Genomic DNA, 14539 nt, shown 5'->3' with positions numbered 1-14539 from the left:
GAGCCCGGACGCCCGACGCGTAAGGGGCTACTGGCTGTCACTTCCTCCAGATCCGCATACGGAAACGGACCCGCCCGCCGGAACGCGCCGCGGGCCCGATGCGTGTGCACCGGGCCCGCTCGGCCGTGGCTCCGCCACGGCCGGGACGACTACTTCTTGGCCTTGCCGGGGCCGCTGTCGTCGCTGGAGAGCACGGCGATGAAGGCCTCCTGCGGCACCTCGACGGAGCCGACCATCTTCATCCGCTTCTTGCCCTCCTTCTGCTTCTCCAGGAGCTTGCGCTTACGGGAGATGTCACCGCCGTAGCACTTGGCGAGGACGTCCTTGCGGATGGCGCGGATGGTCTCGCGGGCGATGACCCGGGAGCCGATCGCCGCCTGGACGGGCACCTCGAAGGCCTGGCGCGGGATGAGCTCGCGCAGCTTGGCGACGAGCCGCACGCCGTACGCGTACGCCTGGTCCTTGTGCGTGACCGCCGAGAAGGCGTCGACCTTGTCGCCGTGCAGCAGGATGTCGACCTTGACGAGCTGCGCGGACTGCTCGCCGGTGGGCTCGTAGTCCAGCGAGGCGTAGCCGCGCGTCTTGGACTTCAGCTGGTCGAAGAAGTCGAAGACGATCTCGGCGAGCGGCAGCGTGTAGCGGATCTCGACGCGGTCCTCGGAGAGGTAGTCCATGCCGAGCATGACGCCGCGCCGGTTCTGGCAGAGCTCCATGATCGAGCCGATGAACTCGCTGGGCGCGAGGATCGTGGCGCGCACGACGGGCTCGAAGACCTGGTCGATCTTGCCCTCGGGGAATTCACTCGGGTTGGTGACCGTGTGCTCGGCGCCGTCCTCCATGATCACGCGGTAGACCACGTTGGGGGCGGTGGCGATCAGGTCGAGCCCGAACTCGCGCTCCAGGCGCTCGCGGATCACGTCGAGGTGCAGCAGCCCCAGGAAACCGACGCGGAAGCCGAAGCCGAGCGCGGCGGAGGTCTCCGGCTCGTAGACCAGCGCGGCGTCGTTGAGCTGCAGCTTGTCGAGGGCCTCGCGCAGGTCGGGGTATTCCGAGCCGTCCAGCGGATAGAGACCCGAGAAGACCATCGGCTTCGGGTCCTTGTAGCCGCCGAGCGCCTCGGTCGCGCCCTTGTGCAGGGAGGTGATCGTGTCACCGACCTTGGACTGACGGACGTCCTTGACGCCGGTGATGATGTAGCCCACCTCGCCGACGCCGATGCCGTCGGCCGGGGTCATCTCGGGCGACGAGACGCCGATCTCAAGCAGCTCGTGCGTGGCTCCGGTGGACATCATCCGGATCCGCTCGCGCTTGTTGAGCTGGCCGTCGACGACTCGTACGTACGTGACGACGCCGCGGTAGGAGTCGTAGACGGAGTCGAAGATCATCGCGCGGGCCGGGGCGTCCGCGACGCCGACCGGCGGCGGGATCTCGGCGACGGCCTTGTCGAGCAGCGCCTCGACGCCCATGCCGGTCTTCGCGGAGACCTTCAGGACGTCCTCGGGCTCGCAGCCGATGAGGTTGGCGAGCTCCTCGGAGAACTTCTCCGGCTGCGCGGCCGGGAGGTCGATCTTGTTCAGTACGGGGATGATCTTGAGGTCGTTCTCCATCGCCAGGTAGAGGTTGGCGAGAGTCTGCGCCTCGATGCCCTGGGCCGCGTCGACCAGGAGGATCGTGCCCTCACAGGCCGCGAGCGAGCGTGAGACTTCATACGTGAAGTCCACGTGGCCCGGGGTGTCGATCATGTTGAGGATGTGGGTCCTGCCGACGTCCGGGCCCTCGCTCGGGGCCCAGGGCAGACGCACCGCCTGGGACTTGATCGTGATGCCGCGCTCGCGCTCGATGTCCATGCGGTCGAGGTACTGAGCACGCATCTGCCGCTGCTCCACCACACCGGTGAGCTGGAGCATGCGGTCGGCGAGCGTGGACTTGCCGTGGTCGATGTGCGCGATGATGCAGAAATTGCGAATCAGCGCCGGGTCGGTACGGCTCGGCTCGGGCACATTTTTAGGGATCGCGGGCACGCAGGGTCCTGTCTCTTGAGGCGCCTGTCGCCTCGGGTCGGATCTATACGTAGGTTCCATCGTCCCACGGGTGCGGCACTGCGCCCGGTTTGGGCCGGTGGGAGGACGGCTGATATCGTGGACAGCTGTGTCTCGTAGCCCCTCTCGGGCGTCGAGGCGCGTGTCATAACACTCATCTGCAGTACCTCTGCAGTACCTGAACCTGAAAAGGCTCTTTCGTGGCGAACATCAAGTCCCAGATCAAGCGGATCAAGACCAACGAGAAGGCGCGTCAGCGCAACAAGGCGGTCAAGTCTTCGCTGAAGACCGCGATCCGCAAGGCCCGCGAGGCCGTTGCCGCCGGTGACGCCCAGAAGGCTGCCGAGCTCACGCGTGAGGCCACGCGCCAGCTCGACAAGGCCGTCTCCAAGGGTGTCATCCACAAGAACCAGGCCGCCAACAAGAAGTCGGCGCTTGCTTCGAAGGCTTCGTCCCTCTAAGGACTGAACCCCTCACCCCGGTCCGCCGGGGCACTGATCAATCCTCCCGCGAGGGTAATTCGAGCCCTCTACCTCGAATCGCGGACAGACCACGCAGTACGCCACGCTGCGACGATGCCCCCGGCCCACTCCGGGGGCATCGCTGTGTCCGGGGGTCGCGCTGTTGTGGTCTGAGGGCGCTGCTGGGGGTGCTGAAGGCGGGGGCGCTGGGGGCGCTTTTCAGGGGCGCGGGGAACGGCGCACAGAGCCCGGCTCACCCGCAGAATCGAAGACGTCATGGATGGGCGCCCTCAAGGGGCGCGGGGAACGGCGCGACAAGCCACGGGCTACCCGCAGAATCGAAGACGTCGTGGACGGGCGCCCTTAGGGGCGCGGGGAACTGCGCGACAAGCCACGGCCGACCGGCAGAATCGAAGACGTCGTGGGGCCCCCTCAAGGGGCGCGGGGAACTGCGCGACAAGCCACGGGCTACCCGCAGAATCGAAGACGTCGTGGACGGGCGCCCTTAGGGGCGCGGGGAACTGCGCGACAAGCCACGGCTACCCGCAGGGACCATCCCCGCCCAGCCCGCGCAGCACCACTCACCCCCGCCCGGCGCGAGCCGCCCGCACAATCGCCACGACCGCCTTCTCCAACGCGTACTCGGGATCGTCCCCGCCCCCCTTGACCCCCGCGTCAGCCGCCGCGACCGCGGTGAGCGCGGCAGCCACCCCGTCCGGCGTCCAGCCCCGCATCTGCTGACGCACCCGATCGATCTTCCAGGGCGGCATGCCCAGCTCACGGGCAAGATCGGCGGGACGCCCCCCGCGCGCGGAGGAGAGCTTGCCGATCGCCCGGACACCCTGCGCGAGAGCACTGGTGATCATGACGGGCGCGACCCCGGTCGACAACGACCACCGCAACGCTTCGAGCGCCTCCGCGGCCCGCCCCTCGACGGCCCGGTCGGCCACCGTGAAGCTGGAGGCCTCCGCCCGCCCCGTGTAGTACCGCCCGACGACCTCTTCGTCGATCGTCCCCTCGACGTCGGCCGCCAGCTGGGAGACCGCGGACGCGAGCTCCCGCAGATCGCTGCCGATCGAGTCGACCAGGGCCTGGCACGCCTCGGACGTCGCCGAACGGCCGAGCACACGGAACTCGCTCCGCACGAACGAGAGCCGGTCCGCGGGCTTCGTCATCTTCGGGCAGGCGACCTCACGCGCCCCCGCCTTGCGCGCCGCGTCCAGCAGCCCCTTGCCCTTGGCGCCGCCCGCGTGCAGCAGGACGAGGGTGATCTCCTCGGCCGGCGACCCGAGATACGCCTTGACGTCCTTGATCGTGTCCGCCGACAGATCCTGCGCGTTCCGCACGACGACGACCTTGCGCTCGGCGAAGAGCGACGGACTCGTCAGCTCGGCGAGCGTGCCGGGCTGGAGCTGGTCGGATGTGAGGTCCCGCACGTCCGTGTCCGCGTCGGCGGCGCGGGCGGCCGCGACCACCTGCTGCACGGCGCGGTCGAGGAGCAGGTCCTCCTGCCCCACGGCGAGCGTGAGAGGAGCGAGCGGATCGTCATTTGCTGTCTTCCTGGCCATCGCGGTCCAGCATCCCACGCACCACTGACAGCCCGCCCCACATGGCCCGCCCCGCGCCGTGCGCCCTCGTCCCCATGTCGGAGAATGGGCCCGTGACCGACGTACGACATGTCCTGGTACTGCCCGACCGCGACGCCGCGGAGGTGGTGGCCGCAGAGCTCCCCGACCGTTTCGGCGTGGCCGAGGAACCCCAACTCGTCCGCGACGCGCTGGCCGGGGAGGACGACGCCGAGGACGCCCAGTGGCTGGTCGTGGTCGAGGACCCCGACTCCCGCCTCGATCCGGCGACACTCGACGAACTGGCCGCCGAGCACGAGGGCTGGCTGGAAGCTCCCTAGTGGCGGTCGACCGGCCTTCCGGCGGAAGAGCGGCGGGGGCGGCGAGAGCGACGGGAGCGACAGGAGCGACAGGAGCGACAGGAGCGACGGTCAGCTTTCGGCGCTGCTGCTCTTGGGGATGACCTGGATGTCGAGGTCGATCGTGATGCTGTGTCCGACGGCCGCGATGCCGCGCGCGAGCATCGTCTGCCACGTGATCGTGAAGTCGTCGCGGTGCAGCTCGGTGGTGGCACGGCAGGCGACACGGGTCTCCCCCTGGAGCCCCTTGCCGACCCCGAGGTACTCCGTGTCGAGCGTCACCGTACGCGTCACGCCGTGCAGCGTCAGGCCGCCGGATATCGCCCAGCGGCTGCCGCCCTTGTGGACGAAGCGATCGCTGTAGAACTCCATCGTCGGGAAGCGCGCCACGTCCAGGAAGTCGCCGGAACGCAGATGATCGTCGCGCATGGCGACCGCGGTGTCGATGGACGCCGCGTCGATGACGACGTGCATCGCGGAGTCCTCCATGCGCTCCCCCATCCGTATCGCGCCCGCGAAGGTGTTGAACCGGCCGCGGATGCGCGCGAGCCCGATGTGACGCGCGGTGAAGCCCACCGAGGAGTGCAGGGGGTCGATCTCCCAGTCGCCGGGCTCGGGCAGCGCGGGGGGCTGGGCGACCTGGAGCATGACGTCGCCGATCGAGGCGTGCGCGTCCTCCCCCACGGTGACGCTCGCCCGGTACGGCGTGAACCCCTCCGCGGAGATCGCGAGACGGTACTCCCCGGCCGGGGCCGCCGTCACGAACGAGCCGAAGGGGTCCGTACCCCCGCTGACCACCTTGCGCCCCAGAGCGTCGCTGACGACGAACTCCGCGTTCCGCACCGGTTCATTGACCGGGTCCAGCACCCGGCAGCTGAGCACCCCCGCACTCGACGGAACCGTGAGCGCCGACAACAGCCCCGTCCGTCCGGCCCGATTCAAACGGTTTCCCAGCCAACGGCCGAACACCCTGCGACACATCCCCGCGTTATTGACAACACCTGCAAACTGCAACGAAAGGGCATTCGATCACTGTTGCGGCTTTAGACGCAACACGGACCCAGATCGCTGCAATGTTGCCGATGCGCTTGAACTGTCGCGACTCACCCGAATTGCGGGACGGGCGCGCGGGGACGGTGCGCGGGGTGGGGCCGTGCGCGCGGTGGGGCGGCGCGCGCGGTGGGGCGGCGCGCGCGGTGGGGCGGCGCGCGCGGTGGGGCGGTGCGCGCGGTGGGGTGGTGCGCGCGGTGGGGTGGTGCGCTAAGGCGGTCGGGTGGCCACTTCGAGCCGTGGCTTGTGCCCTCCCCCTGTCGCCACCACCGCGATCGCCCCGTCCGTGTCCGTGCGCAGCACCTCCGCTCCTCCCGCCCGCAGCGCCGCGAGCGTGACGGGCGAAGGGTGACCATATGAGTTGTCGGCACCACAGGACACGAGCGCCAGCCTCGGCGCCGCCCTGCGCAGAAGCTCCGGGTCCTGATGGGCCGAGCCATGATGGGCGACCTTGAGTACGTCCACGGAGGCGAGGGCGGCGCCGGCCGGGGTGCGGAGCAGGGCCCGCTGGGCGGGCGGTTCGAGGTCCCCGAGGAGCAACAGAGTCAGTCCGCCCGTCCGTACGAGCCACGTGACACTCGCGTCGTTCGGCCCGTCGGGCCGCGGCACCGCCGGTACGGCTGATGTTCCTGCGGACCCTGAGGATCCGGTTGCCCCCTCCGTTCCCGGCGGCCCCGTCGACCCTGACGGCCCTGACGGCCCCGGCCCCGACGGCCCCGGCGGCCAGAGCACCTGCCAGTCCAGCGGACCAGTCCGGCGCCGCTCCCCCGCCACGGCCGGGATCACCGGAATGCGCGCGGACGCCGCCTGCTCCCGTACGAACTCGGCCTGCTCCGGCGGCTCTCGGAACCCCGTCGTCTGGATCGCCCCAACCTTCCGCCCCCGCAGCACCCCCGGCAGCCCCGCGACATGATCGGCATGGAAGTGGGTGAGCAGGATGAGCGGCACACGCGTGATCCCGAGCGAACGCAAGCAGCGGTCGGCCGCCACCGGGTCGGGCCCCGCGTCGACCACCACCCCCGCCCCGTCGCCCGCGGACAGCACCATGGCGTCCCCCTGCCCGACATCGCACATCACAAGGCGCCACCCCGGCGGCGGCCAGCCCGCGATCACCCGGGTGACGGGCGGGGGCTGGACGACCACCAGGAAGAGCAGAATGGCGCAGGCAGCGATGAGCCACGGATGCCGCAGAAGCCTGCGGCCCACCACGACGAGGACCACCGTGGCGAGCGCGAGCAGGGCACCGCCGCGCCAGCCGCCCGGCCAGTCCATCCCGCTTCCGGGCAGCCCCGCCCCCGTACGGGCGATCCCCGCGATCCATCCGGTGGGCCAACTCGCGCCCCAGGCCAGCCCTTCGGCCACGGGCATCGCGACCGGCGCCACCGCCAGCGCCGCGAAGCCGAGCACCGTGGCGGGCGCGACGGCGAACTCGGCGAGGAGATTGCACGGCACCGCCACCAGACTCACCCGGGCCGCCAGGACGACGACAACGGGCGCACACACCGCCTGAGCCGCGGCCGCGGCGGCCAGCGCGTCGGCGAACCGCGGCGGCACACCCCGGCTCCGCAGCGCGGCACCCCAGCGAGGCGCGAGAGTGAGCAGCGCTCCGGTGGCGAGGACGGAGAGCAGGAATCCATAGCTCCGGGCCAGCCACGGGTCGTAAAGGACGAGCAGCAGGACCGCCGTCGCCAGCGCCGGGATGAGGGACCTGCGTCGGCCGGTGGCGAGGGCGAGGAGCACGATCAACCCGCAGGCAGCGGCGCGCAGCACACTAGGGTCGGGCCGGCAGACGAGGACGAACCCGAGCGTGAGCGCCCCGCCGAGCAACGCCGTCGCGCGCAGCGGGATGCCCAATCTGGGCGCGAGCCCACGCCGTTCGACCCGTTGAGCGGTGCCCTGGGGGCCGATGAGCAGGACGAGCACCAGCGTGAGGTTCGCACCGCTCACGGCGAGCAGATGCGTGAGATCGGTCGACCGGAAGGCCTGGTCCAGCTCGGCCGGCACACGGGAGGTGTCCCCGATGACAAGCCCAGGAATCAGCGCTCTGGCGTCCGCGCCCAATCCCTCCGTGGCCTCGCGCAGGCCGCCCCGCAGCTTCCCGGCCAGCCGTTGCTTCGCGGACGGTGCCCCGACCACGTGCGGGGCACGCTCCCCGGACACCCGTAGCACCGCCGCGACCTTGTCCCCCTCCGGCAACGGCGGAGCCAGGCGCCCATGCACCCGCAGCCGGGTCGACGGCAACAGCCCGAGCCACGCGCCGACGGGTTGCGAACCCTTCGCGGAGTCCGGTGCCTCCGTTCGCACGACGACCAGGACCGGGGTGCGCGTCCCGGTCGACGTGCCGTCGGTCCCCCTGACGCGGACGACCTCCGCGTCGAGGACTACGGCGGGCGGCATCATGTGCGCGCTCGCGACGCGGGGCCGGGTGCGGTGAGGGTCGGACGTGACCTCCAGCTCGACCTCCACCTGCGCGTATGCGCTCGCCAAACCCGGAATCGGCCCCCGGCGCAGATCCGCGCCGTGCAGAGCCGCGGAAGCCGCCGCCCCGGCGACGCAGAGCAGGACCGCGGCCACCGAAAGCCGCCCCCAACCCCGCTGCCCCGCCAGGGCCCCGCGCCGCCCGGGCCCCCGCGCCCGGCGGTCCCGGGTCGTCCATGTCACCAGCAGCGCTCCGGCCACCAGGACGCAACCCACCACCGTGATGACCGCCCACCGGGCCGGAGCATCCACCATCAACGCGGCCGTCGCCCATGCCGCCAGGGCGGGCGGCACCAACCGGAGGTCGGCCGGGCCCTCCTGCCGAGGGTGCGAGGCACCGAGACGGTGACCCGACGCGACGTGAACCGCCGCGCGCGTCATGGCCGTACGAGATCTTGGAGGTCGGCGAAGCGCCGGTCACCGATGCCGTTGACCTCACGGAGCTCTTCGACCGAGCGGAAACCGCCGTGCTCGGCGCGGTAGTCGAGGATGTGCTGCGCCAACACGGGGCCGACGCCGGGCAGTTCGTCGAGCTGCTCGGCCGTGGCCGTGTTCAATCCGACCGGACCGGTAGCGGAGGCCGTTCCACCCATGCCTCCTGTGCTTCCTGTGCCTCCTGCACCTCCCGCCTGACCTACTGAACCGGCACTCGCCCCGGCACCGCCTCCGGCCGCCGTCGCAGGGGCGCCCACGACCACCTGCTCGCCGTCCACGAGGAACCGTGCTCGGTTGAGGCCGTCCGTCTTCGTGCCGGGCCTGACCCCGCCTGCGGCTCGCAGGGCGTCCGCCACCCGGGACCCGGCGGGCAGCCGCCGCACCCCCGGATGGCGGACCTTTCCGCTGACGTCCACGACGATCCTGGCGCCCGCCACACCGCCGACCACAGCACCGCCCGGGCCACCAGGGCCGCCCGCCGACGTCTTCCCCGCCTGCGCCGGCACCCCCGGCGACGGAACCGGCTCCGCACCCCGCTGGTCGGCCCCCGTCTCGCCCACCACGTCGGGCGGTCGTACCGAGTGCGTCCGCCCGGCCCAGAAGTACTGAGCGGCGAAGGCCCCGGCGATCAGGAGGACCACGGCGAGCGCGGCGACGCCGCGCCGTTCGAGACCGCACCGCGACTGCAACCACACCGGCAGCCGTTCCCGCACGGCCAGTCCGATCCGCTCCCGCCAGGCGGACGGTCCCGGCGGCGCCCCCAGCCGTGCGTCGGAGACGTCGGGGCCAGCGGGCCCGGCGGCCTCCTCCACCTCATCCTCCCGCGCCCACCCGGGCACGGACCCGCGCGGCCCGGAAGCGCCAGCAGCCGAGGCCTCCCCCACCAACCCCGCATCGGCAGCCGCCACATCCAGCCTCGGCGAACGCCGGGATGACTGCGGCTGTGGATGCGGCTGCGACTGTGGATGCGGATGTGGATGTGGATGTGGATGCGGATGCGGCTGCGGCTGAGACCAAGACTGCGACTTCGGCGGTCGCTGCGCCTGGGCCTGCACCTGCGCCTGCGCCTGCGCCTGCGCCCGAGACTGCGCCCCCGCCCCTGACGGCGGCGGCTGAGACACCGGCTCGACGAAGAGCCTCTCCGCCCGCAGCCGCACCGCCTCCTCCGACGCGCTTCTGCGCCTGGCCCGCCCGCGGTCGTGACGGTGGTTCGCGCGACCGTCGGACGCGGGGCCGCGGCCGGGTCCGCTCGTTGCGGAAGAAGTCCTGGAAAGTGATCGAATCGCCATGCCGACGACGTTAGGCACCGCCGGGAAAAGTTGTTGATCTTGCTCAATTCCCGTGGATTACCCGGCAGTTGTGGAAAACTCCGTCACCCGTACGGGGGACGCCACACCTCACCGCCGCGGTGAGACCACAACCCCCAGCAGCCCCGGCCCCGTGTGCGCACCGATCACCGCGCCGACCTCGCTGACGTGCAGCTCCATGAGACCCGGCACCCGTTCCCTGAGGCGCTCGGCGAGCACCGACGCACGCTCCGGCGCCGCCAGATGGTGCACCGCGATGTCGACCTGGCCTGCGCCGGCCCGCTCGACCACGATCTCCTCGAGGCGGGCGATCGCCTTCGAGGCCGTCCGCACCTTCTCCAGCATGTCGATGCGGCCACCGTCCAGCTTGAGCAGCGGCTTCACGGCCAGCGCCGAGCCCAGCAGGGCCTGCGCGGCACCGATGCGGCCGCCCCTGCGCAGATAGTCGAGGGTGTCGACGTAGAAATACGCGGAGGTGTCGGCGGCCCGCTTCTCCGCGGCCGTCACCGCCTCGTCCACCGAAGCGCCCGCCTCCGCGGCCTGAGCCGCTTCGAGGGCGCAGAAGCCGAGGGCCATCGCGACCATGCCGGTGTCCACCACCCGTACCGGCACCGGCGCCTCCTTCGCGGCGACCACCGCGGCGTCGTACGTGCCGGAGAACTCCGCGGACAGATGCAGCGAGACGATGTCCGTGGCGCCCGCCTCGGCGGCCTTCCGGTACGCCTGCGCGAAGACCTCGGGGCTGGGCCGGGACGTGGTCACCGACTTCCGCTTCTGCAGCGCCTGGGCGAGGGACCGGGCCGAGATCTCGGTGCCCTCCTCCAGCGCCCGGTCCCCGAGGACCACGGTCAGAGGCACCGCGGTGATGCCGTGCCGCTCCATCGTCCGCTGCGGCAGGTAGGCCGTTGAATCCGTGACGATCGCGACATGGCGGGACATGAGCTGGAGATTACCTGTCTGTTCCGCCGGGCGGCAGCCCGGCCCCTGGTCGCCCTGTTCCGGGAAGTTCCCCGTCTATTCCGGTGGAGTTCCCCGTTCTCACCGGGCGAATCAGGTCGTGCTTTCGGGCTTGGTCTTCTTCTCCCACGGATACGTGGTCCTCGCGAGGGGCGGCGTGATCGCGGGCGGCGTCGGCTCGTGGGCCGCCTTCCGGTCGGCCTCGGACGGCTCGGGCCAGGTCTGCTCGGGGACCGGCTCCTTCGTCCAGTGCCGCAGTGCGCCGGCCTCCATGTCGATCTGCGTGCTCAGCGAGTCCAGATCGTCGCCCGCGAAGCGGCGGGCCCGGTCCCGTGCCGACCAGCGCAGCGAGTCCGCCGCCTTGGTGATCTGCGCCGTGCGCTCCCGCAGTTCGGGAAGGCGCTCGGCCAGAGCGGCCTTGTCCGGGTCGCGCTCCAGACGCCGTAGCTCGTCGTCCAGCTCGTGCCCATGGGCGCTGAGCCGGTCGAAGAGGCCGAGGGTCTCCTTCAGTGAGGCGTCGTCGGCCGCGCCCGCGTGCAGGACGTCCTGCGTGGAGCGCATGGACGCACGCAACGAGAGCCGCAGCTGGGCCAATTCGGCGGCCGTGCCGACCTGCGCGAAGCTCTTGGCCCGGAGCGTGGTGTCCTCCACCGTCCGGCGGGCCTCCTGGATGGTGCGGTCCACGCCCCGCTTGGCGGCCCGGACCACCTTCACCGTCGCGTACACACCAAGTACAAAGAACAGCACGACCAGCAGCGCCACGATTGCGCCCAGGGCTCCCATGACGCTCCTCTCCGTATCCCGTCCGCTCCAGCGACTCCTTCCACCGTAAACGGAGAAGGCAGGTTGGGGGTTCCAGCAGAACCCCCAACCTGCCCGTAGGGGAAGACCCCGATGCGGCTATGCCGGGACGATGTTCACCAGCTTCGGCGCCCGCACGATCACCTTGCGGATCCCGGCGCCGTCCAGCGCGGCGACGACCTTCTCGTCGGCCAGGGCCACCTTCTCCAGCTCGGCGTCGGAGATCGAGGGCGAGACCTCCAGGCGCGCCTTGACCTTGCCCTTGATCTGCACGACGCAGGTCACGGACTCGTCCACGACGTAGGCCGGGTCGGCGACCGGGAAGTCCCGGTGGACGACCGAGTCGGTGTGGCCCAGCTTGCGCCACAGCTCCTCGGCGATGTGCGGGGCCAGCGGCGCGATCAGCAGGACCAGGGTTTCCGCGACCGACCTCGGCACCGTGCCGCCCACCTTCGTCAGGTGGTTGTTCAGCTCGGTGATCTTGGCGATGGCGGTGTTGAACCGCATGCCGTCCAGGTCCTGGCGGACGCCGTCGATCGCCTTGTGCAGGGCGCGCAGGGTCGCCTCGTCGATGTCGGCGTCGGCGACGTCCGCGACGGTGACCTCACCGGTCGACTCGTCGACGATCAGGCGCCACAGCCGCTGCAGCAGCCGGTACTGGCCGACCACCGCGCGCGTGTCCCAGGGGCGGGAGACATCCAGAGGGCCCATCGCCATCTCGTACAGGCGCAGGGTGTCCGCGCCGTACTCGTCGCAGATCTCGTCCGGCGTGACAGCGTTCTTCAGGGACTTGCCCATCTTGCCCAGCTCGCGCTTGACCGGCTCGCCCTCGAAGTAGAACTTGCCGTCGCGCTCCTCCACCTCGGTGGCGGGCACCGGGAAGCCGCGGCTGTCCCGGTAGACGTACGCCTGGATCATGCCCTGGTTGTACAGCTTGTGGAACGGCTCGGCCGACGAGATGTGCCCCAGGTCGAACAGGACCTTCGACCAGAAGCGCGCGTACAGCAGGTGCAGCACCGCGTGCTCGGCGCCGCCCACGTACAGGTCGACGCCGCCGGTCGGCTGTCCCTCGCGGGGGCCCATCCAGTACTGCTCGACGGCCGGGTCGACCAGCCGCTGGTCGTTGCGCGGGTCCAGGTAGCGCAGCTCGTACCAGCAGGAACCGGCCCAGTTGGGCATGGTGTTGGTCTCGCGGCGGTACTGCTTGGGTCCTTCGCCCAGGTCCAGGGTGACGTTGACCCAGTCCTCGTTGCGGGACAGCGGCGTCTCCGGAGAGGTGTCCGCGTCGTCCGGGTCGAAGGTGCGCGGGGAGTAGTCGTCGACCTCCGGCAGCTCCAGGGGCAGCATCGACTCGGGCAGCGCGTGGGCGACGCCGTCCTCGTCGTAGACGATCGGGAAGGGCTCGCCCCAGTAGCGCTGGCGGCTGAACAGCCAGTCGCGCAGGCGGAAGTTGACGGTGCCCTCGCCGATGCCGCGGGTGGCCAGCCAGCCGGTGATGCGGGCCTTGGCACCCTCGACATCCATGCCGTCCAGCGAGATCTCCTGGTTGGACGAGTTGATCAGCTTCGCCTCGTACGAGGAGAAGGCGTCGTCCCACGTCCTGGGGTCGGTCCCGCGGTCGTCCGACGGCTCCACCACGCAGCGCATCGGCAGGTGGAAGGCGCGCGCGAAGGCGAAGTCGCGGCTGTCGTGCGCGGGGACGGCCATGATCGCGCCGGTGCCGTAGCCCATCAGGACGTAGTCGGCGATGAAGACGGGGACCTGCTCGCCGCTGACCGGGTTGGTGGCGTAGACGCCGGTGAAGACGCCGGTCTTCTCCTTGGCGTCGGCCTGGCGCTCCACGTCGGACTTGGCCGCGGCGAAGGCGCGGTACTTGGCGACGGCCTCGGCCGGCGTGGCGTGCCCGCCGGTCCACACCTCGTGGGTGCCCTCGGGCCAGGCGGCCGGGACGACCTTGTCGACCAGGTCGTGCTCGGGCGCCAGGACCATGTAGGTCGCGCCGAACAGGGTGTCCTGACGGGTGGTGAAGACGGTGATCCGGTCGCCCTCGATGCCCACGGGGAAGTCCACGCGGGCGCCTTCGGAGCGGCCGATCCAGTTGCGCTGCTGCAGCTTGATGGCGTCGGGCCAGTCCAGCGCGTCCAGGTCGTCCAGCAGCCGGTCGGCGTAGGCGGTGATGCGCATGTTCCACTGGCGCAGCTTGGCCTTGAAGACGGGGAAGTTGCCGCGCTCGGAGCGGCCGTCGGCGGTGACCTCCTCGTTGGCCAGGACGGTGCCCAGGCCGGGGCACCAGTTGACGGGCGCGTCGGAGGCGTAGGCCAGGCGGTATCCGCTCAGGACCTCGGCGCGCTCCGCGGCGTCCAGCTCGCTCCACGCGCGCGTGGCGCCCGGTACGGCGCGGTCACCGCTCTCGAACTGCGCGACCAGGTCGGCGATCGGACGGGCCTTGCCCGCGTCGGCGTCGTACCAGGAGTTGAAGATCTGGACGAAGATCCACTGGGTCCACTTGTAGTACTCGGGGTCGATCGACGCGAACGAACGCCGCTTGTCGTGCCCCAGGCCCAGCGCGCGCAGCTGGGCCTTCATGTTCGCGATGTTGGCCTCGGTGGAGACCCGCGGGTGGGTGCCCGTCTGGACGGCGTACTGCTCGGCGGGCAGGCCGAAGGCGTCGAAGCCCAGGGTGTGCAGGACGTTGTGCCCGGTCATGCGCTGGAAGCGCGCGAAGACGTCCGTGGCGATGTAGCCCAGGGGGTGGCCGACGTGCAGGCCCGCTCCGGAGGGGTACGGGAACATGTCCATGATGAACTTCTTGGGCTTGGCCACCAGTGCGGCCTCCGCCTCGTTCCGCGCGGCCATGTCGCCGCTCGGGTTCGGCGCCTCGTAGGTGCCTTCGGCGTCCCAGAAGTCCTGCCAGCGTGCCTCGATCTCAGCGGCCAGAGCGGCCGTATAGCGGTGCGGCGCGGCCACCTCGGAGGCGGCAGCAGAATTCGTCTCGCTCATGATCCTCAAAGCTCCATCGATCGTCTCTGCCTGCGGAATTGACCGGGCGGGTCAAACAAAAATGCCCCTCGCACAGGAGGGGACGCC

The 14539-nt window shown here is 70.9% G+C and carries 11 protein-coding genes; 3 read left to right on the top strand and 8 right to left on the bottom strand.

All coding sequences use genetic code 11. The features are described from left to right. Positions 1-149: 149 nt before the first annotated feature. Entirely contained in the window at positions 150-2021 is a 1872-nt protein-coding gene (lepA, locus tag ACFVYR_RS15365; RefSeq protein WP_384260205.1) for a translation elongation factor 4, read from the bottom strand. A gap of 218 nt (positions 2022-2239) precedes the next feature. Here lepA and rpsT point away from each other — a divergent pair, with 218 nt between their 5' ends. Next, positions 2240-2500, top strand: a complete 261-nt coding sequence (gene rpsT, locus ACFVYR_RS15360; RefSeq protein WP_384260207.1) for a 30S ribosomal protein S20 — start codon at positions 2240-2242, stop codon at positions 2498-2500. A gap of 581 nt (positions 2501-3081) precedes the next feature. Here rpsT and holA read toward each other — a convergent pair. Continuing rightward, positions 3082-4068 carry a DNA polymerase III subunit delta gene (holA, locus tag ACFVYR_RS15355; RefSeq protein WP_384260209.1) on the bottom strand — a complete coding sequence of 329 codons (987 nt, stop codon included), beginning with the start codon at positions 4066-4068 and terminating at the stop codon, positions 3082-3084. A 92-nt stretch (positions 4069-4160) separates the two neighbouring features. On the opposite strand from holA, the gene ACFVYR_RS15350 reads away from it, so the two are divergent. Continuing rightward, complete coding sequence (locus ACFVYR_RS15350; RefSeq protein ID WP_384260212.1) at positions 4161-4406, top strand: hypothetical protein; 246 nt, start codon at positions 4161-4163, stop codon at positions 4404-4406. Positions 4407-4496: 90 nt separating this feature from the next. Here ACFVYR_RS15350 and ACFVYR_RS15345 read toward each other — a convergent pair whose 3' ends face one another. The 3 genes from ACFVYR_RS15345 to ACFVYR_RS15335 all read right to left on the bottom strand — a co-directional run bounded on the left by ACFVYR_RS15345 (position 4497) and on the right by ACFVYR_RS15335 (position 9301). After that, the gene (locus tag ACFVYR_RS15345) at positions 4497-5393 is read right to left on the bottom strand and encodes a YceI family protein (RefSeq protein WP_384260214.1); all 897 of its coding nucleotides are present in this window, start codon (positions 5391-5393) and stop codon (positions 4497-4499) included. 291 nt (positions 5394-5684) lie between these two features. After that, positions 5685-8333 (bottom strand): ComEC/Rec2 family competence protein, encoded by a 2649-nt coding sequence (locus ACFVYR_RS15340; protein ID WP_384260217.1) that lies wholly within the window; start codon positions 8331-8333, stop codon positions 5685-5687. Beyond that, positions 8330-9301: a helix-hairpin-helix domain-containing protein gene (locus tag ACFVYR_RS15335; RefSeq protein WP_384260263.1), complete on the bottom strand. Its 972-nt coding sequence runs from the start codon at positions 9299-9301 to the stop codon at positions 8330-8332. Before ACFVYR_RS15335 ends, ACFVYR_RS15340 begins: the two co-directional genes overlap by 4 nt. A gap of 33 nt (positions 9302-9334) precedes the next feature. On the opposite strand from ACFVYR_RS15335, the gene ACFVYR_RS15330 reads away from it, so the two are divergent. Further along, positions 9335-9490 (top strand): hypothetical protein, encoded by a 156-nt coding sequence (locus ACFVYR_RS15330; RefSeq protein ID WP_384260272.1) that lies wholly within the window; start codon positions 9335-9337, stop codon positions 9488-9490. A 294-nt stretch (positions 9491-9784) separates the two neighbouring features. Here ACFVYR_RS15330 and ACFVYR_RS15325 read toward each other — a convergent pair whose 3' ends face one another. The 3 genes from ACFVYR_RS15325 to leuS all read right to left on the bottom strand — a co-directional run bounded on the left by ACFVYR_RS15325 (position 9785) and on the right by leuS (position 14452). Continuing rightward, complete coding sequence (locus tag ACFVYR_RS15325) at positions 9785-10633, bottom strand: DegV family protein (RefSeq protein ID WP_384260219.1); 849 nt, start codon at positions 10631-10633, stop codon at positions 9785-9787. 111 nt (positions 10634-10744) lie between these two features. Beyond that, positions 10745-11434, bottom strand: coding sequence for a hypothetical protein (locus tag ACFVYR_RS15320; protein WP_384260221.1), 690 nt, complete (start codon positions 11432-11434; stop codon positions 10745-10747). Positions 11435-11551: 117 nt separating this feature from the next. Next, positions 11552-14452 carry a leucine--tRNA ligase gene (gene leuS, locus ACFVYR_RS15315; protein ID WP_384260224.1) on the bottom strand — a complete coding sequence of 967 codons (2901 nt, stop codon included), beginning with the start codon at positions 14450-14452 and terminating at the stop codon, positions 11552-11554. Positions 14453-14539: the final 87 nt, after the last annotated feature.

This window comes from Streptomyces sp. NPDC058284 (genome assembly GCF_042881135.1).
GTDB lineage: Bacteria > Actinomycetota > Actinomycetes > Streptomycetales > Streptomycetaceae > Streptomyces.
The sequence above is the reverse complement of the archived record's forward strand: the minus strand, read 5'-3'. Positions and strand labels throughout refer to the sequence as shown.